Origin of the sequence: Pseudomonas sp. MPFS, assembly GCF_022537035.1 — a bacterium.
Lineage (GTDB): Bacteria > Pseudomonadota > Gammaproteobacteria > Pseudomonadales > Pseudomonadaceae > Aquipseudomonas > Aquipseudomonas sessilinigenes.
In genome coordinates this window covers 3,936,586-3,954,793 of record NZ_CP066123.1, presented here as the reverse complement: position 1 = coordinate 3,954,793, position 18,208 = coordinate 3,936,586, and the positions used below count along the sequence as shown (strand labels likewise).

18 protein-coding genes are annotated in these 18,208 nt (G+C 61.0%); 10 read left to right on the top strand and 8 right to left on the bottom strand.

From position 1 onward, the window contains the following. Nucleotides 1-163: 163 nt before the first annotated feature. The 3 genes from I9018_RS17965 (at nucleotide 164) to ahpF (ending at nucleotide 3,503) form a co-directional block, all read left to right on the top strand. Nucleotides 164-1,102, top strand: a complete 939-nt coding sequence (locus tag I9018_RS17965) for a site-specific integrase (protein WP_068580754.1) — start codon at nucleotides 164-166, stop codon at nucleotides 1,100-1,102. Nucleotides 1,103-1,253: 151 nt separating this feature from the next. Continuing rightward, nucleotides 1,254-1,817: an alkyl hydroperoxide reductase subunit C gene (gene ahpC / locus I9018_RS17960; protein ID WP_017907017.1), complete on the top strand. Its 564-nt coding sequence runs from the start codon at nucleotides 1,254-1,256 to the stop codon at nucleotides 1,815-1,817. A gap of 120 nt (nucleotides 1,818-1,937) precedes the next feature. Further along, a complete protein-coding gene (ahpF, locus tag I9018_RS17955; RefSeq protein ID WP_241107059.1) occupies nucleotides 1,938-3,503 on the top strand; it encodes an alkyl hydroperoxide reductase subunit F in 1,566 nt (521 codons plus the stop codon). A 77-nt stretch (nucleotides 3,504-3,580) separates the two neighbouring features. Here ahpF and gloA read toward each other — a convergent pair whose 3' ends face one another. Further along, on the bottom strand, nucleotides 3,581-4,102 hold the full coding sequence (gene gloA, locus I9018_RS17950) for a lactoylglutathione lyase (RefSeq protein ID WP_068580758.1): 522 nt from the start codon (nucleotides 4,100-4,102) through the stop codon (nucleotides 3,581-3,583). A 195-nt stretch (nucleotides 4,103-4,297) separates the two neighbouring features. On the opposite strand from gloA, the gene I9018_RS17945 reads away from it, so the two are divergent. Continuing rightward, entirely contained in the window at nucleotides 4,298-4,825 is a 528-nt protein-coding gene (locus I9018_RS17945; RefSeq protein ID WP_241107058.1) for a DUF4946 domain-containing protein, read from the top strand. 240 nt (nucleotides 4,826-5,065) lie between these two features. Here I9018_RS17945 and I9018_RS17940 read toward each other — a convergent pair whose 3' ends face one another. The 3 genes from I9018_RS17940 to I9018_RS17930 all read right to left on the bottom strand — a co-directional run bounded on the left by I9018_RS17940 (nucleotide 5,066) and on the right by I9018_RS17930 (nucleotide 8,166). After that, nucleotides 5,066-5,431 (bottom strand): histone-like nucleoid-structuring protein, MvaT/MvaU family, encoded by a 366-nt coding sequence (locus I9018_RS17940; protein WP_068580765.1) that lies wholly within the window; start codon nucleotides 5,429-5,431, stop codon nucleotides 5,066-5,068. Nucleotides 5,432-5,672: 241 nt separating this feature from the next. After that, on the bottom strand, nucleotides 5,673-7,211 hold the full coding sequence (locus I9018_RS17935) for an EAL domain-containing protein (protein WP_241107057.1): 1,539 nt from the start codon (nucleotides 7,209-7,211) through the stop codon (nucleotides 5,673-5,675). 61 nt (nucleotides 7,212-7,272) lie between these two features. Then, nucleotides 7,273-8,166 (bottom strand): LysR family transcriptional regulator, encoded by an 894-nt coding sequence (locus tag I9018_RS17930; RefSeq protein WP_241107056.1) that lies wholly within the window; start codon nucleotides 8,164-8,166, stop codon nucleotides 7,273-7,275. Nucleotides 8,167-8,249: 83 nt separating this feature from the next. On the opposite strand from I9018_RS17930, the gene I9018_RS17925 reads away from it, so the two are divergent. From I9018_RS17925 to hpaR, 3 genes are all read left to right on the top strand, one after another. Continuing rightward, nucleotides 8,250-9,206: an EamA family transporter gene (locus I9018_RS17925; RefSeq protein ID WP_241107055.1), complete on the top strand. Its 957-nt coding sequence runs from the start codon at nucleotides 8,250-8,252 to the stop codon at nucleotides 9,204-9,206. 247 nt (nucleotides 9,207-9,453) lie between these two features. Then, the gene (gene hppD, locus I9018_RS17920) at nucleotides 9,454-10,530 is read left to right on the top strand and encodes a 4-hydroxyphenylpyruvate dioxygenase (RefSeq protein ID WP_022639100.1); all 1,077 of its coding nucleotides are present in this window, start codon (nucleotides 9,454-9,456) and stop codon (nucleotides 10,528-10,530) included. Nucleotides 10,531-10,658: 128 nt separating this feature from the next. Beyond that, nucleotides 10,659-11,081, top strand: a complete 423-nt coding sequence (gene hpaR, locus I9018_RS17915) for a homoprotocatechuate degradation operon regulator HpaR (RefSeq protein WP_068588147.1) — start codon at nucleotides 10,659-10,661, stop codon at nucleotides 11,079-11,081. Nucleotides 11,082-11,181: 100 nt separating this feature from the next. Here the strand turns inward: hpaR and rarD are convergent, their stop codons facing one another. The 3 genes from rarD to I9018_RS17900 all read right to left on the bottom strand — a co-directional run bounded on the left by rarD (nucleotide 11,182) and on the right by I9018_RS17900 (nucleotide 14,255). Next, nucleotides 11,182-12,063, bottom strand: a complete 882-nt coding sequence (rarD, locus tag I9018_RS17910) for an EamA family transporter RarD (protein WP_068588151.1) — start codon at nucleotides 12,061-12,063, stop codon at nucleotides 11,182-11,184. A gap of 186 nt (nucleotides 12,064-12,249) precedes the next feature. Beyond that, nucleotides 12,250-13,263 carry an aldo/keto reductase gene (locus tag I9018_RS17905; protein WP_241107054.1) on the bottom strand — a complete coding sequence of 338 codons (1,014 nt, stop codon included), beginning with the start codon at nucleotides 13,261-13,263 and terminating at the stop codon, nucleotides 12,250-12,252. 92 nt (nucleotides 13,264-13,355) lie between these two features. After that, nucleotides 13,356-14,255: a LysR family transcriptional regulator gene (locus I9018_RS17900; protein WP_241107053.1), complete on the bottom strand. Its 900-nt coding sequence runs from the start codon at nucleotides 14,253-14,255 to the stop codon at nucleotides 13,356-13,358. A gap of 100 nt (nucleotides 14,256-14,355) precedes the next feature. Between I9018_RS17900 and I9018_RS17895 the strand changes: the two genes are divergently transcribed. Both I9018_RS17895 and I9018_RS17890 read left to right on the top strand, forming a co-directional pair. After that, nucleotides 14,356-15,087: an SDR family oxidoreductase gene (locus I9018_RS17895; RefSeq protein WP_241107052.1), complete on the top strand. Its 732-nt coding sequence runs from the start codon at nucleotides 14,356-14,358 to the stop codon at nucleotides 15,085-15,087. Continuing rightward, nucleotides 15,084-15,494 carry a hypothetical protein gene (locus I9018_RS17890; RefSeq protein ID WP_124347816.1) on the top strand — a complete coding sequence of 137 codons (411 nt, stop codon included), beginning with the start codon at nucleotides 15,084-15,086 and terminating at the stop codon, nucleotides 15,492-15,494. Before I9018_RS17895 ends, I9018_RS17890 begins: the two co-directional genes overlap by 4 nt. Before the next feature lie 63 nt (nucleotides 15,495-15,557). Here I9018_RS17890 and I9018_RS17885 read toward each other — a convergent pair whose 3' ends face one another. Next, nucleotides 15,558-16,868 (bottom strand): MFS transporter, encoded by a 1,311-nt coding sequence (locus I9018_RS17885; RefSeq protein WP_124347815.1) that lies wholly within the window; start codon nucleotides 16,866-16,868, stop codon nucleotides 15,558-15,560. 191 nt (nucleotides 16,869-17,059) lie between these two features. Here I9018_RS17885 and I9018_RS17880 point away from each other — a divergent pair, with 191 nt between their 5' ends. After that, nucleotides 17,060-18,181 (top strand): sugar diacid recognition domain-containing protein, encoded by a 1,122-nt coding sequence (locus I9018_RS17880; protein ID WP_241107051.1) that lies wholly within the window; start codon nucleotides 17,060-17,062, stop codon nucleotides 18,179-18,181. Nucleotides 18,182-18,208: the final 27 nt, after the last annotated feature.

Below are 18,208 nucleotides of genomic sequence, written 5' to 3'. Positions count from 1 at the left end.
TTAATACTGTGTTACGTGGTATGTAATTTAGAATTATTGTACAGCTTGTTTTGCTTGCTTGATAACTGGAATCTGACATGGAATATTTTAATATTATTCCTTGTGATGAGGAGTGAAGATGCCTTTCACCCCACAGCCTTGTATCTGTTAGAGCCTAGAAGCCATGAGTGAGCTGGATCGTTATCTGCAAGCCGCCACCCGCGACAACACCCGGCGCAGCTATCGGGCGGCCATCGAGCACTTCGAGGTCCAATGGGGTGGGTTTCTGCCGGCGACGGCTGAGGGGGTTGCACGTTACCTGGTGGCCTATGCCGGTGAGCTATCGCTCAATACCCTGAAATTACGCCTGTCAGCATTGGCTCAGTGGCATAACAGCCAGGGCTTTGCCGATCCCACCAAGGCGCCAGTGGTACGCCAGGTGCTCAAGGGTATTCGTGCCGTGCACCCTGCCCAGGAGAAGCAGGCCGAACCTTTGCAGCTACGGCATCTGGAGCAGGTGGTCGCCTGGCTCGACGAGGAAATTGCAAGCGCCATCGCCGAACAGCGCCAGGCCGATCTACTGCGTGCCCGGCGTGATCGGGCGTTGATCCTGCTGGGTTTCTGGCGCGGCTTTCGCAGTGACGAGTTATGTCGCCTGCAGATCCAGCACGTAGAGGCCAATGCTGGCTCCGGTATCAGCCTGTACCTGCCCCGTAGCAAGAGCGATCGTGAAAACCTCGGGCGCACCTATCACACCCCGGCCCTGCAGCGTTTGTGTCCGGTACAGGCCTATATCGAGTGGATCAACGGCGCCGCGTTGGTGCGTGGGCCGGTGTTCCGCGCAATCGACCGTTGGGGCAACCTGGGCGAACAGGGGCTGCATGCCAATAGCGTGATTCCCTTGTTGCGCCAGGCGCTGGAACGCGCAGGCATAGCCGCCGAGCACTACACCAGCCATTCCCTGCGTCGAGGCTTCGCCACTTGGGCCCATCGCAATGGCTGGGATCTCAAGTCATTGATGACCTATGTCGGCTGGAAGGACATGAAATCGGCCATGCGCTACATCGATGCCGAGCCTTTCATGGGCATGGCAGTCCTTCAGGACCCACGGGCGCGCTCGTAGATTTGAGGTTCTTCTATTAATACAGCGGGCTGATAGCCAAAACCAATCGATAGCATCAGGTTTACCAATGAGCCAGATGGCGACTCATTGGCTAGGATTCTCCCCATCAAGTTTTTACCCAATGTCTTCAACCACTGATGGAGAGTCAACGATGCCTATCATCAACAGCCAAGTTAAACCGTTCAAAGCCACTGCATTCAAAAACGGTGAGTTCGTCGAAGTATCGGATGCCGACCTGAAAGGCAAGTGGTCTGTCGTATTCTTCTACCCAGCTGACTTCACCTTCGTCTGCCCGACCGAGCTGGAAGACCTGGCCGATAACTACGCCGAATTCCAGAAGCTGGGCGTTGAAATCTACAGCGTTTCCACCGACACCCACTTTGCCCACGCTGCCTGGCACAACACCTCGCCAGCCATTGGCAAGATCAAGTACACCATGATCGGCGACCCGACCCTGGCTATCTCGCGCAACTTCGACGTGCTGATCGAAGAAGCCGGCCTGGCTGACCGCGGTACCTTCGTGATCAACCCTGAAGGCCAGATCAAGATCGTTGAAATCAACGATGGCGGCGTAGGTCGCGATGCTTCCGAGCTGCTGCGCAAGATCAAGGCTGCCCAGTACGTTGCTGCCCACCCAGGCGAAGTTTGCCCAGCCAAGTGGAAAGAAGGCGAGGCCACTCTGGCTCCGTCCCTGGACCTGGTCGGCAAGATCTAAGTCCATGCGTCATCCAGGGGCGGTCATCCGCACTTAAGTAAGCCGCACCGCCCTCAAATAACGCCCGGGCGAGATTCGCCCGGGCGTTGTTTTTTTATCGAATCAAAGGAAATCGCCCGTATGTTGGACGCCAATCTTAAATCTCAGTTGAAGTCATACCTGGAGCGGGTCACACAGCCGATCGAGATCGTTGCCTCCCTCGACGACGGTGCGAAATCCCAGGAAATGCTCGCGTTACTCAAAGACATCGTCAGTCTTTCCAATCAAATTACCTTGCTCGACAACGGTACCGATGTGCGCAAGCCATCGTTCTCGTTGAATCGCCCGGGGAGTGATATCAGCCTGCGTTTCGCGGGTATCCCCATGGGCCACGAGTTCACTTCCCTGGTACTGGCCCTGCTGCAAGTAGGTGGTCATCCGTCCAAGGCCAGTGCGGAAGTGATCGAGCAGGTCCGTTCGCTCAAGGGCGAATTCCACTTCGAGACTTACTTCTCGCTGTCGTGCCAGAACTGCCCGGATGTGGTCCAGGCGCTGAACCTGATGGCGGTACTCAACCCCAATATCCGCCATGTCGCTATCGATGGTGCCTTGTTCCAGGCTGAAGTGGACGAGCGCAAAGTCATGGCCGTGCCCAGCATCTACCTCAATGGTGTGAACTTCGGCCAGGGTCGCATGGGCCTGGAAGAAATTCTCGCCAAGCTCGACACCGGCGCGGTGGAGAAGCAAGCGCAGAAACTCAGCGCCAAAGAAGCCTTTGATGTGCTGGTGGTCGGCGGTGGCCCGGCTGGCGCTGCAGCTGCCATCTATGCTGCCCGCAAAGGCATTCGTACGGGGGTTGCTGCCGAGCGTTTCGGTGGCCAGGTCCTGGATACCATGGCGATCGAGAACTTCATCTCGGTACAAGAAACAGAAGGCCCGAAACTGGCAGCGGCCCTGGAAGAGCATGTCCGCCAATACGACGTCGACATCATGAACCTGCAACGTGCCAGCGCCCTGGTTCCGGCTAGCGAAGTCGGTGGGTTGCATGAAGTGCAGTTCGCCAATGGGGCCAGCCTCAAGGCCAAGTCGCTGATCCTGGCCACGGGTGCCCGCTGGCGGGAAATGGGTGTGCCGGGCGAGCAGGAGTACAAGGCCAAGGGCGTGTGCTTCTGCCCGCACTGCGATGGCCCGTTGTTCAAGGGCAAGCGCGTGGCGGTGATCGGTGGTGGCAACTCCGGTGTCGAAGCGGCTATCGACCTGGCCGGTATTGTCAGTCACGTCACCCTGCTGGAGTTCGATAGCAAGCTGCGCGCCGATGCGGTGTTGCAGCGCAAGCTGTTCAGCTTGCCGAACGTCAAGGTCATCACCAGTGCCTTGACCAGTGAAGTGAAGGGGGATGGCCAGAAGGTCACCGGCCTGGTCTATAAGGACCGCGACTCGGGAGAGTTCAATACCGTCGACCTGGAAGGCATCTTCGTACAGATTGGCCTGTTGCCTAACACTGATTGGCTCAAGGGGGCGGTCGAGCTGTCGCCGCGGGGCGAGATCATTGTCGACGCACGTGGTGAGACTTCGCTGCCGGGGGTCTTCGCAGCAGGTGACGTGACCACAGTGCCGTACAAGCAGATCGTGATTGCGGTGGGCGAGGGGGCCAAGGCATCCCTGAGTGCCTTCGACCACCTGATCCGGACCTCTGCGCCGGCCTGATAGCCAGCCCAGGTAAAACAAAACCCCATGAGCCGGGCTCATGGGGTTTTTTATTGCCCCTGGAAAGGGTGGGGGGCTTACAGCTCAGCAGGCTGGATGATCTCGACCCAGTAGCCATCCGGGTCCTTGATGAAGGCCAGGCTCTTCATGCGACCGTCGGTCAGGCGTTTCTGGAAGTCGCAGCCCAGTGCTTCGAAACGTTCGCAGGCAGCGACGACATCCGGTACCGAGATGCAGATGTGGCCGAAACCGCGTGGGTCGGTGTTGCCGTTATGGTAGGCGAACTCAGGATCGTTCTCGGTACCGTGGTTGTGAGTCAGTTCGAGAATGCCGGGGATCGACTTCATCCACTCGGTGCGCGCAGCGGCCTCTGTCGGAATCTGTGCCTTGTCCACCAGCGCAAGGAAATACAGGCTGAATTCGGCCTCAGGGAAGTCACGTTTTTCTACCAGGGAAAACCCCAGGACACGAGTGTAGAAATCCAAGGAGCGAGTGATGTCCTTGACTCGCAGCATGGTGTGGTTGAAGACGAAGCGGGCAGTAGCGGCATCGGGCTGGGCTGTCACGCCGGGAAAGGTATTGAGTTCGTTGAGGCTCATGGGCCCTCCTGAAAAAAGTGCAAGGAGTTGCTCGGGCTCGGGCAACTGCTTGCCAGGCAATGGTTCGGACATCCTTGGGATGGGGCAATGATACGCAACTGCCTGGGATGGCGCCAAACCCAAAGCTCCTGATGTATTGCCCATTCCTGGCGCCAGGCTCAGACTTCCAGGTTCGTTCCCTTGGTGTGCGTTCACATGATCAAGTCGTTTAAATGCCGGATCGCTTCGCTGTTCCTGGTCATGCTGGCCACTGGAGTGCAAGCCGATCCAGAGATCGCCTGGCCCCAGGGTTGGATCGTGGAGCCGATACCTTCCGAGGGTGAGGACCCGACGACCAAGGTTTCCCGGCAGCGGGCGGTGAAGAATGACGCAGCAGGCAATCCGCAAATGGTCATGGAGTTGACCATGACTCAGGTCGCTAGTGGGCATGTGGTCAATCTTCAGGGGGTGTTGTTGGAGATGCGCAAATCGGTGCAAAAGGATTTTGCCCAAGGTGGTTATCAGAGTGTGTGCAACAAGATCCACGCTGCGCAGTTGAGTCGTCTCGATGGATTGGAGACCACTTGCACCATTACCCAGAACGGCCGGCATGTACTGTCGCAAACATTGGTGGCGGCGTTGGATGGAGATAAGGCCTATGTACTTTCATACGCCGGCCAGGCGACGGCTTATACCGATAGTCGGGAAGAAATACTCGCGATACGAAATAACCTGAAACTTTAAATGGGTTTCCAAGGTCAGGGCTTTGATTTTCGCGTGTTACAGGTTCGTTATCGAAAAGGTACTAAGCAAGAAGTTGCTCGCCGCCTGGCCTTATTGCAGGCCGCTTGTAGCGCGGCCTCGAGGCAGTAGGGCGGGGTGATGTGCAGCCGATATTTCCTTAGATGCAGATAGCAATAAGAATATTCTGATGAATGTAAAAAGCCCCGCATATGCGGGGCCTTTGACAGAGTGCGGCTTTGTTCAAGCGCGCAGCCAGGAGTCCACAGTGGCGGCACCGTACTGCTCTTTCCAGGCTTTCAGGCCGCGATGATTGCCACCCTTGGTTTCAATCAGTTCACCGGTGTGCGGGTTCTGGTAGACCTTGACCACACGGGCGCGGCGCTGTTTAGGCGCATTGGCCTGCGGCAAGCCGGCCTTGCCCAGGTTTGGATCGAGGATCGCGATGATGTCACGCAGGTTCTTGTCGTAGGACTTCATCAGGGCCTGGAGTTTTTCCTCGAACTCGATTTCCTTCTTGAGGCCGGCGTCGTTCTTCAGCGACTCAAGCTGGGCGAGCTGTTCTTGAAGTGCTTTTTCAGCAGCACGAAATTCAGCAAGTCTGGACAATATCTTCACTCCAATAGTCTATTTTTGGCTGATACAAACCACAAACAAAGCTATAAGCCATGAACTGGTTAAGGTTCGATTAAGTGGCCTACCTGTGAATTTTGTACAGGCATGAAAAATTGTAGTAGTTAATGCGCCGAGAGTAAATCATGTTGTTCTTGCTCATCGACTATTTGCCAGTTGATACAAATCGGTGCAGGTCTTGAGTTGTGTGTCGAGCGTTATTTTCAGGTATGGCTATTTAATGGCGCGCGATGCTCCTAACAAACTCCTTGCTGGGCATTGGCCGTCCAAACAAGTAGCCCTGGAGAAAATGCACGCCTTTGTCCAGCAGATAGTCACGCTGTTCGGGAGTTTCAACTCCTTCGGCGACTATACCTAGATCGAGTTTGATCGAGAGTTCGATAATGCTGTCCAGTATATGCAGCGACAGCGCGTCGGCGCCGATCATGGCAACGAAGCTCTGGTCGATCTTCAAATAATCGACATTGAACTTGCGCAGATAGCCCAGGCTGGAATGCCCGGTGCCGAAATCGTCGATGGCAATCATCACCCCCAGTTCGTGCAGCGCGCTGAACAATTGCTGGGTGACGGGAGTGGGCTCGATCAGCTCGCGTTCGGTCAGCTCCAGCACCAGGATCACCTTGCCCGGCGCGAACGCGGCGAGAAACTCCCGGCAATCCTCCAGTAATTGCAAATCCTGGCAATGGCGGGCGGTGATGTTGATATTGATATGGAAACCATCGATGAAGTCTGCGGCGCAGGGCACCAGGACCTCCCGAGTCTGTTGCAGCAACGAGCGCGTCATGGGCACGATCAGCCCTGTGTGCTCGGCGAAGGGAATGAACAGGTCCGGACGCACCAATCCTTCCCTGGGATGCTGCCAGCGCATCAACACTTCGATACCCGCCCATTGCAAGCTATCGCTACGCACCACCGGCTGGAAGTACGGGATGAACTCCCGGGCTCCCAGCGCCCTGCGCAGTTCATGGCTAGGGGAGACGGCACGTTTTTGCAGCCAATGGGCGAGGGCGCCTGCGGCGGTTCCGAGAAAGATCAGCAAGCTGAACAGCGCCGGGTACTGGCTCCTCATGTAGTGCCAGACACTGCCTTCGGCAAAGCCGGCGTCGACACTATAAGGGTAGCGCGACGACTCCAGGTATTGATTGGCTACGGCGGCCCGTGGCGCAATGCCATCGCGCACCTGACCGTCGCTGGACAGCCAATGCTGGCCCACTTGCAAGTGCAATTGGGCGAAGCGGTTGAGCATGCGCAGGGTATTGGTCGGGTGATAACCGTTGATGGCCGCCAGCGCAGCACCTTCCCCGTCACTCAAGCGATAGACCAGTAGCGGGGTGTCGGGAGTGAGATGGTTGCCGTCCATCAGTTGTAGCCGGCCATCCACATAGTTCCCGGGGTCGAGGAACGCGGCGTAGTTGCCCAGGTAGGAACTGCAATAGTTGTTGTTGCGCCATACCAGGTTGGTGGAGCGCACCCACGGCAGACGGGTGACTTGTTCGCGCAGCGCCAGTTGCTGCGCAGCGTTGCAATCTTGCCCGGCCAGGGGCAGCAACGCGCGGGTGGCGCTGTCGGTGTAGTCCAGCATCTGGTCGAACTGCTCGATGGCCTCCTCGGCGGTTTCCAGGCTGGAGCGCAGCAGCGTACGTTGCGCCTGGAAATAGAGAATGACGGCACCGAGCACGATCGGCAGGAGTATCGCCATCAGGGTCCAGAAACTGCGGGTGGCGTGTGTAAGTGGACCTTTGGCGGTCAGCGGCATGGGTCGGACCTGTGGCAGGGGAGGGGCGCGACGCGATGCCGCTTGGGAGCCGGTATTGCAATCATCGCAGGATAGACGGCTTTGCCTGGCCATAGAGACGTTGGGCAAGGTCGATGAAGGCCAGCGTTGCAGGTGAGGACTGGCGTCGGTCCAGCACCGCGATGGCGATCCTGCGTTGCACTGTCGGTTCCAGTGGCCGGTTTGTATAACGTGGATCTGTCCCTTGGGGCAATGACAACTGGGCGACGATGCTCAAAGCGTCGCCTCGTGCCACGGTTTCCAGGGTGCTGAGCAATTGTGAGCAGCGATAGCGGATATTGGGTTTGAGCCCGGCACCGATGAACAATCGCGAAACCAGCTCTGAGGACCCCGCCTCGGTCAGCACGAATGGATCGTTGCACAACTGTTCCAGGCGTACCTGGGGTTCCTGGGCCAGCGGGTGCTCGGCTGGAAGCAGTGCCACCAACTGATCCTCCGCCAGGGCAAAGGTATCGAAGCGTTCCAGGGGCTGCACGACGAAACCCAGATCGATGCGCCGCTCCTCCAGCCACTGCAGGACCTGTCGATCCGGCCCCTCGTCGATGTGCACCTCGATGCCCGGGTACTGGCTGCGAAATTGCGCGAGGATCGGGGGGAGCAGCCGGATGGAAGAGCTAGGGCCGAACGAACCGATGCGCAAGGTGCCACGCTTCATGCCCCGGGCATCGGCTGCCTCCTGTTCCAACGTCGCTGCCAGGCCGAGCATGCCCCGGGCACGTGTCAGCAATTGCTGGCCAATATCGGTGAGTTCGACCTGGGCCTGGTGCCGGTGGAACAGCTCGACCCCCAGCTCCTGTTCCAGGGCGCGAATGGCATGGGACACGGCCGACTGGCTGATGCCCAGGCGCGTTGCAGCGCTGGTGAACCCTTGGAGTTCGGCTACCCGGGAGAAGATTTCCAACTGGGTCAGGGTCATGAGTAAAAGCTCATTTTACGATGATTGGGTATTAGACAAAGAATGAGCTGGCAATACAAACCCTTCTCCCGAGTGCGATGAATATGAGTGAAAGCAGCGTTCGTGATTCCCTGGTGGCCAGGCATAGCGACCTGACGGTGTACTGCAAGCTGGCGGCGGTCACCATGATTTGGGGCGGCACCTTCGTGGCGGGACGTTACCTGGCCTCGGGGCTATCGCCGTTGCTGGCCGCCAGCCTGCGGTTTCTCCTGGCCAGCCTGGCCCTGCTTGGCTTCATGGCCATTGCACGCATCCCGCTGGCCCGCCCGAGCCTTCGGCAACTGGGCCAGTTGGCGGTGCTGGGCTTTTTCGGAATCTTCTTCTACAACCTGTGTTTCTTCCTGGGCCTGCAGCAGATCAACGCCTCGCGGGCCTCGTTGATCGTCGCGCTGAACCCGGCGGTGATCGCCCTGGCGTCCTGGGCGTTGTTCAAGGAGCGCTTGAGTCGACGCAAGCTGCTGGGGATCTCCCTGTGCCTGGGGGGCGCGGCCCTGGTGATCTGCAGCCGTGATCCCTCGGCCTTGATCAGCCAGGCAGGGAGCTGGCGGGGTGACCTGCTGATCCTTGGCTGTGTCTTGGGCTGGGGAGTGTACTCGCTGTTTTCCAAGGGCTTGAACCAGAGCCTGGGGCCCTTGCAGACGGTGACCTACTCGGTGGTGATGGGCACCTTGATGTTGTGCGCCGCGACCCTGGCCCGCGGCGAGTTCGACCTGCAGGCAGTGCGTGGCCTGGACCTGGCCCAGGGCTTGAGCCTGCTGTACCTGAGCGTATTGGGTTCAGCGCTGGCCTACATCTGGTACTACGACGGTTTGCGGCGAATCGGAGCAACCCGCTCTGGGGTGTTCATCGCCCTTAATCCACTGACAGCGGTGATCCTCGGTGCCGTGCTGCTCGGGGAGCAACTGAGCCTGGTGATGGCGTTCGGCGCAGCGTTGATCCTGGGAGGCATCTACCAGTGCAACAAACCCCTTGCGAGCGGGGCAAGAAAGACGATTTTATAAAGAGTGCGGACAAAGGCTTTTACGCTGTGTAGAATCTGGTTACGCATACAATAATAAAGTCTTCTGGCAGCAGAAGCCTGGCCAGCCGGCAAGACAGGACCGATATGAAGATTCTCGGATTCCAACTCATCTATGGTGACTTCCTCGCGCGCAGCGTGCGGGGCATTTCCTGCGCACCACCTGCCTTCCTCAGCATTGATAGCAACTAACGTTCCGTTAATTCTAAAAATATGATGAGGCGCCAACCATGGCAGATATCTTTGAAAACCCGATGGGCCTGATGGGCTTTGAATTCATCGAATTCGCATCGCCCACCCCCAATACCCTCGAGCCGATCTTCGAGATCATGGGTTTCACCAAAGTCGCGACCCATCGTTCAAAAGACGTGCACCTGTATCGCCAAGGCGCGATCAACCTGATCCTCAACAACGAACCCCACAGCATCGCTTCCTACTTCGCCGCAGAACACGGCCCGTCGGTATGCGGCATGGCGTTCCGCGTCAAGAACGCCCAGCAGGCCTACGCCCGCGCCCTGGAACTGGGTGCGCAGCCGATCCACGTCGCCACCGGCCCGATGGAGCTGAACCTGCCGGCGATCAAGGGCATCGGCGGCGCGCCGTTGTACCTGATCGACCGCTACGGCGAAGGCAGCTCGATCTATGACATCGACTTCGTGTTCCTCGAAGGCGTGGACCGCAACCCACCAGGTGCGGGCCTGAAGATCATCGACCACCTGACCCACAACGTGTATCGCGGGCGCATGGCCTACTGGGCCGGTTTCTACGAGAAGCTGTTCAACTTCCGCGAGATCCGCTACTTCGACATCAAGGGCGAGTACACCGGCCTGACTTCCAAGGCCATGACCGCTCCGGACGGCATGATCCGCATCCCGCTGAACGAGGAATCGTCCAAGGGCGCAGGCCAGATCGAAGAGTTCCTGATGCAGTTCAACGGCGAAGGCATCCAGCACGTGGCCTTCCTCACCGACGACCTGGTCAAGACCTGGGACGCCCTGAAGAAGATCGGCATGCGCTTCATGACCGCACCGCCTGATACCTACTACGAAATGCTCGAAGGTCGCCTGCCAAACCACGGCGAGCCGGTTGATCAACTGCAATCGCGCGGGATCCTGCTCGACGGTGCGTCGGATAAAGAAGACAAGCGCCTGCTGCTGCAGATCTTCTCGGAAACCCTGATGGGCCCGGTGTTCTTCGAGTTCATCCAGCGTAAAGGCGACGATGGCTTCGGCGAGGGCAACTTCAAGGCGCTGTTCGAATCGATCGAACGCGACCAGGTACGTCGTGGCGTGCTCGCTACCGAGTAATCCCCACAAGGCCTGAATCCAGAGCCCGGCCAGGTCTTTCCTGGCCGGGCTTTGTTTTGCCTGTCGGTTGGCGATTGTGAATGTGTTAATGTTCTCGCCTTTGTTTCCCAGCCCTGACCTGTGCCGCGATGAAAACACCCAGACCTTCCCTGACCCTGACCCTGCTACAGGCCCGTGAGGCCGCCATGGCGTTTTTCCGTCCTTCCCTGAACCAGCACGACCTGACCGAGCAGCAATGGCGGGTGATTCGCATCCTGCGCCAGAACGGCGAACTGGAGAGTCACCAGCTGGCGAAGATGGCCTGCATCCTGCCGCCGAGCATGACCGGAGTGCTGACCCGCCTGGAGCGTGACGAATACGTCAGTCGGCGCAAATCCCCGGAAGACCAGCGCCGCCTGTTCATTACCCTGACCGAGAGGGGCCACACCTGCTTCGAGTCGATGAGCGACGACATGGAGGTCAACTACCAGAGGATCCAGCAGCAGTTCGGCGAAGACAAGATGCAGGCCCTGCTGGCCCTGCTCAACGAACTGAAGCAGATCAAACCCTGACGAAGCTTGGCACGGCCGTGGCCGTGCTTCAGTCAGGGGGGCGGCTGCACTCAGGCCCTCGGGGCCTTGCCCCAGGCTCTTTTACCCGCCTTCAAGAGCATCACCGGCGACGCTGGCGCAGCAGATGGCGTGCGCCCTCGATGATCAGCACCACTACCGCCAGCCAGATCGGCACGTACGTCAGCCATTGCCCATCCTTGATGCTTTCTCCCAGCAGCAGCGCCACGCACAGCAGGAGCACCGGCTCCACGTAGCTGAGCAGGCCGAACAGGCTGAAGGCCAGCTGGCGGCTGGCGATGATGTAGCACACCAGGGCCGAGGCGCTGATCAGGCCCAACAAGGGAATCAACAGGTACAGGCGGGGGTAGGCCTCCAGCACGGCGAAGCCTTGTTCACCGCTTTGCACGAACCACAGCGCCACCGGTATCAACAACGCCATGTCCAGCCACAGGCCGCCCAAATGATCGCTTTGCAAGCGCCGGCGCAAGACGAAATACAGTGGGTAACCCACTGCCACCACCAGGGTCGCCCAGGAGAAACTGCCCACCTGGTACAGCTCGTTGAGTACGCCGACGCACGCCAGGAACGCGGCGACCTTCTGCAACCAGGACAGGTGTTCGCCGTAGACGATGCGTCCGGTGAGGATCATCGTCAGCGGCAGCAGGAAGTAACCTTGGGACACATCCAGGCTGTAGCCGTTGAGCGGTGCCCACATGAACAACCACAACTGCACACCTACCAGGGCCGAGGACAACAGCAGCGCCAGGGCCATGACTGGAGTGTCGCGTACCCGGCGCAACACTTCGCCGACCCGTCGCCATTCACCGGTCAACAGCATGAACACGGTCATGCAGGGGAGGGTGAGGAGCATTCGCCAACCAAAGATCTCCACCCCGGTGAGGGGAGCCAGCAGCGACGTATAGAAATACATGACGGCAAACAGCACCGACGCCAAGACCGATAACGCAATACCTTTCGACACACTGTCCTCGTAAGACCCGGATGCGCAGCGCGCACGGAGTAGGGGAAATAAGCGAGGGCAATATAGAGGGTTTGGCGCGAAATTTTTGCTCTGTTTGCGACATCCCCGAGGGATATTGTTTCGTTTGTGCCACAGGCAGCGCTCGGAAGCCGCCGGTGGCGACCCTTGCGCTGCCACTGGCGCGGCTCAGTCCAGGCGGGCGAAGCGTCCCGGGACGAAGTGGCTGACATCGTTGAACCCCGGGGTCGAAGCGTGCCCCGGAGTGACCAGGGAATCGATGAAGGCCTCGTCCTCGGTACTGATCTGTACGGCCAGGGCCTGGGTATAGGTATCCCACTGGGCCTCGGTGCGAGGGCCGACGATGGCTGAGCTCACGGCCTGGTTGTTGAGCACCCAGGCAATGGCGAACTCGACGATCCCGACCCCTCGGCCCTGGGCGTATTGCTGGATCTGCTGGGCAATGCGCAGGGACTCCACGCGCCATTCGGTCTCCAGGATGCGCTTGTCCTGGCGCCCGGCCCGGCTGCCGCTGTCCGGGGCCGCATCGGGTGCGTACTTGCCACTGAGTACGCCGCGGGCCAGCGGGCTGTAGGGCACCACACCCAGGCCATAGGCACGGGCTGCGGTGATCTGCTCGGCCTCGGCCTGGCGATTGACGATGTTGTACAAGGGTTGGCTGACGATCGGGCGCTCCACACCCAACTGGTCGGCAATGCGTACCGCATCGGCGATCCGCCAGCCCCGATAGTTGGACAGCCCCCAGTGGCGGATCTTGCCCTGGCGCAGCAGGTCGCCAATGGCCGCAATGCTCACCTCCAGCGGCGTGCCGTGGTCCTCGCGGTGCAGGTAGTAGATATCCAGGTAATCGGTGCCCAGTCGCGTCAGGCTGGCTTCGATGGCATTGAAGATGTGCTTGCGGCTCAGGCCGCTACGGTTGGGCACGCCGTCCGTGGGGCCGAAGCCGACCTTGGAGGCCAGGACCCACTCATGGCGATGCCTGGCGATGGCTTCACCGACGATTTCCTCGGAGCGGCCCTGGGTATAGACGTCAGCGGTATCGATGAAGTTGATCCCTTGGTCCCAGGCCTTGTCGATGATGCGCAGCGAGTCTTCGGTGCTGGTCTGCTCACCGAACATCATGGTGCCCAGGGTCAGGCTGGAAACCTTGAGGCCGGAGTGGCCGAGGAGGCGATAGCTCATGGTGCGAAGTCCTTGTGCTAGAGAGGTGGCCGGAGTTTTGGCCGTTGGGACCGAGCATCAAATACCAGAACCACCTACCAGGGCAATGCCTGTCATGGACACAGTTCACGACAGCGCTGGACCAGGAACCCGTGCAGCAGGCGCACCCGCTCGGACACCTGCAAGCGATGCGGGCACAGCAGGTTGAAGGGCAGTGGCTCCCCTTGCCAGTCCGTGAGCAGCGGCACCAGGCGCCCGGCGCGAAGGTCCTCGGCCACATCCAGTCGGGCCTTGTAGACCAGGCCATGGCCGGCGAGGGCCCAGCGCCGGGCCACCTCGCCGTCGTCGCACGCGTAGTCGCCGCGCACCTGGATCTCTCGCACCTGGTCGTCCCGGCTGAAGCGCCAGAGGTCGTAGCGCTGGCCATCGCGCAGGTAGAGCAGGGCGCTGTGCCCGGCCAGGTCCTCGGGCACTTGCGGTGTGCCATGGCGGGCCAGGTACTGCGGGCTGGCGCAGACCACCCGGTGATGCACGGCCAGGATCGGCAGGGCCACCAGGCTGGAATCCCCGGGCACGCCAAAGCGCAGGGCCACATCCACGCTCTCGCGGAACAGGTCGGCATGGCGGTCGTTGAGCTGCAGTTGCAGGCGCAGTTGCGGGTGCTGGTTCTTGAACTCGTCGAGCCAGGGCAGCAACGCGTTGCGCCCGAAATCCGAAGGGGCCGACAGCTGCAGCACGCCGCATAGGCCCTGGCCCTGTTGCCTGAGCGCCTGTTCGCCATCCTCCAGGGTGGCCAGGGCCAGGCGCACGCTGTCCAGGTAGCGGCGGCCCTCCGGGGTCAGGCGCAGGCTGCGGGTGGAACGGGCCAGCAGGCGACTGCCCAGGCGGATTTCCAAGCGCTTCAAGGCGATGCTGGCGGCCGCCGCGGTGATGCCGAGGCTGCGCGCCGCTGCGGAAATACTGCCTTCGTCGGCGATGCGAACGAAGATCTCCAGGTCGAGGATCGAGCTCATTGATAAAAATCCTTTAAAGATCTTTGCGTTTTAAGCGGATTTTTCTCCGATTGGCAAGCTGTGAAGATGTAATTCCTTTCCTTCACAACAGGTGATCGCAATGACTCTTTCCAATCCAGGCTTGCACCAGCAGACCGTCGTGGTCATCGGGGCCGGCAGTGGCATCGGCGCCGCCGTGGCGCACCAGGCCGCCGCCCGTGGCGCCCGGGTAGTGCTGGCCGGGCGCGATCTTAAGGCCTTGCAGCGCCAGCAGGCACGCCTGCCGGAGTCGGCCCGGGCGCTGAGCGTGGACATCACCGACAGCGCCAGCCTGGAGGCCTTGTTCCAGGCCGTGGGCGGCTTCGAGCACCTGGTGATCAGCGCCGGCCCGGCCATCGTTCCCAACCCCTTGGCCGACACCGACCTGCACGATGCCCAGCGGGCTTTCGAGGTCAAGTTCTGGGGCGTATGGCGGGCCGTGCAGGCTGCACTGCCGTACCTGGCGGCCCGGGGCAGCATCAGCCTGACCTCGGGCATGTTGTCGCGCAAGATGGTCCCCGGGCAGGTACTCAAGACCACCCTCAATGCCGCCCTCGATGCCCTGGGCAAGCACCTGGCCAAGGAGCTGGCGCCACGGCGGGTGAACGTCATCAGCCCGGGGATCACCGATACCGAGGCCTACGCTGGCATGTCCGCCGATGCCCGCGCGGCGATGTTCGCCAAGGCGGCCGCGAGCTTGCCGGTCGGCCGGGTCGGGGAGCCGGGGGAGGTGGCGGCGGCTTTCATCCTGGCCATGGAGAACGGCTTCATCAACGGCAGCCTGCTCGATGTCGACGGCGGAGGCCTGTTGTGAACTGGCGCTTCGACCACCTGGCCTTCAACACCGATGGTGGCTCGACGCTGCCTGAGGCCTTTGCCGAACTACTGGGGCTGCATGCGGGCCGCCGTCCGCCGTTTCCGTTCCCCGGGCGCTGGCTGTACCAGGATGATCAGGCGCTGGTGCATGTCATCGAGCAGGACGCTTGCCCCACGCCACAGCTGAGCCATATCGCCTTCAGCACCCAGGAGGCCGCCGCAGCGGTCTTGCTGCGGGTGCAAGCCAGCGGTCTTGAGCACCAGGTGGCGCAGGTGCCGGAAGATGGTCTCTGGCAGATCTTCGTGCGCCTGCCCGGGGGCCTGGTGCTGGAACTGGATGCCCCGGCATCGGGGGCGTTGGCCAGCAGTCATGATTACGCCCTGCACCCTGGCGCACCGGACTGACCCCCACCACGAAAAAAGCCCGTTCCAGCCGATGCTCGAACGGGCTTTTGCCGCAGCCGGGGCTCAGCGATGCAAGGTACGGGTCATGCGCAGGGCCAACAGGGCGCCGGCGACGATCACGGCCGCCAGCAGGTACAAGGCGGCATCGGTGGAACCAGTGCTGTCCTTGACCCAGCCGACGATGTAGGGGCTGAGGAAACCGGCCATCTGGCCCATGGAGTTGATCAATGCCAGGCCACCGGCAGCCGCCCCGGCGCTGAGCAGCGCCGTAGGCACTGGCCAGAACATCGGCAGGCCGGTGAGGGCGCCCATGGTGGCGATGCTCAGGCCGAGGATGGCGATGGCCGGGTTGGCGGCGAAGTTCACCGCGATCAGCAGCCCCACGGCGCCCATCAGCATCGGCACCACCAGGTGCCAGCGGCGCTCCTTGTTCAGGTCCGCCGAACGTCCCACCAGCAGCATGAACACGGCCGCCAGCAGGTAGGGAATCGCGCTGAGCCAGCCGATCACCAGGTTATCGGCAAAACCGAGGTTCTTGATGATTGACGGCAGCCAGAAGTTGATGGCGTAGACCCCGCTCTGGATGCAGAAGTAGACCAGGCCGAAGGCCCAGATCGCCGGGTTCTTGAACACCTGGGCCAGGGAGTCGCTGGCAGTCTTGGGCTGGTTGGCGGCATCTTCGGCCTGGTCGGCCTCCAGCACCGCACGCTCGGCCGGGCTCAGCCACTTGGCGTGGGCGAAGCCGTCGCTGAGCAGGAAGTACGCCAGGGCACCCAGCACCACCGTCGGAATGCCTTGCAGCAGGAACATCCACTGCCAGCCGGCGAGGCCGCCCTGGCCTGCGGCGAAGTGGTTGAGGATCCAGCCGGAGAACGGGCTGCCCAAAAGGCCCGAGACCGGGATCGCCGACATGAACAGGGCCATGATCCGGCCGCGGCGGAAGGTCGGGAACCACTGCGACAGGTACAGCACCACGCCAGGGAAGAAGCCGGCTTCGGCAGCGCCGGTGAACAGGCGCAGGGTGTAGAACTGGGTTGGCGTAGTGACGAACAGCAGGCAGGTGGACAGCGTGCCCCAGGCGATCATCATCAGGGCGATCCAGCGCCGTGGGCCGAAGCGGGTCAGCGCCAGGTTGCTGGGCACGCCGCACAGCACGTAGCCGATGAAGAAGATCCCGGCGCCCAGGCCGTAGACCGTTTCACTGAACTTCAGGGCGTCGAGCATCTGCAACTTGGCGAAGCCAACGTTGACCCGGTCCAGGTAGTTGAACAGGTAGCAGATGAAGATGAAGGGGATCAGGCGCAGGGTGATGCGCTTGTAGACGGCATTCTTGTCGTCAGCCTGGGCCAGTGCGGCAGCGGCTCTGTGTGACATGGTGTGTCTCTCTTTATTATGATTTTTCACGGTGCAAGGGTAACGTTGACCGCCCTGAGAGTCTCGGCCACCCCGGTGCCGCTGTCTTTGTGCCGGCGCACAGCGAATGGTTTCAGGGCCTGTGCCAGCGAACAACGCCGTACGGTTTGCAATCCCGTCTTAGTCGCATCAGCCTCAAGGATCATCCCCCTATGTTCGAACTCGATCATGACCTGGCCCAGGACATCGTCGACCGCACGATGGCCATCCTGCCTTACAACGTCAATGTCATGGACAGCCAGGGCCTGATCCTGGGCAGCGGCGAGCCGGAACGTATCAACACCCGCCACGAAGGCGCACAACTGGTGCTGGCCAACGGCCGGGTGGTGGAGATCGACGAACCTACCGCATGCCGGCTCAAGGGCGTGCAGCCGGGGATCAACCTGCCGTTGTTGCACGACCAGCGCCTGATCGGCGTGCTGGGCATCACTGGCGATCCAGCGCTGTTGCGTACCTATGCCGAGCTGGTGCGCATGACCGCCGAGATGCTGGTGAGCCAGCGCCATCAGCAGGCCGAGCAGCAATGGCGGCGCCAACGTTGCGACGATCTGCTGGCATTGCTGCTGGGCGAGGGGGGCGACTCGCCGCGCCTGGTGGATGAGGCCCGGCAAATGGGACTCAAGCCACAACTGGCGCGTACGCCTTATCTGTTCGAGCTCGCCCCGGGGCAGAACGTCGAAGCCCTCAGTGCCTGGCTGCTGTCGCGTTACCCGGACAGCTGGTGCGTCAGCGCGGCGCAGACCTCGCTGCTCTGGTGTCGACCGGCGACCCTGAGCCTGGACAACCCGCGGTTGCTGGAAAAGCTCGCCAGCCAGGGTTGGAGCATCCTTCGGGTGGCCGTGGGGGGGCAGGCCGATGGCCTGCCCGGGCTGCGTCGCTGCTATCGCCGGGTGGGCGGCCTGCTGGCCTACGGTCGCGACATCCTGCCGGATACCCGGGTGTTGACCCTGGATCGCTACCGCTTGCCGGTCATGCTCTGGCGCCATCGCAACGACGATGCCCTGGACGAGCTGCTCAGCCCCTTGCGCAAGGTCCTGGCCAAGGACAGCAATGGCCAGTTGATCGCGACCCTGCGCAGTTGGTGCGACCACGACGGCCAGAGCCAGGCCTGTGCCGATGCCTTGGGCATCCACCGTAACAGCCTGCGCTATCGCATGGAGCGCATCACTGAACTCAGTGGCGTCGACCCTTTACGCCTGGACGGCATGCTCTCGCTGTACCTGGCCGTGCAACTGCTGCCCCAGCAACCCGCCTCCCAATTCCCTCCTGAATAACGGCAGTGCCGGTATTACGGGTGCTGC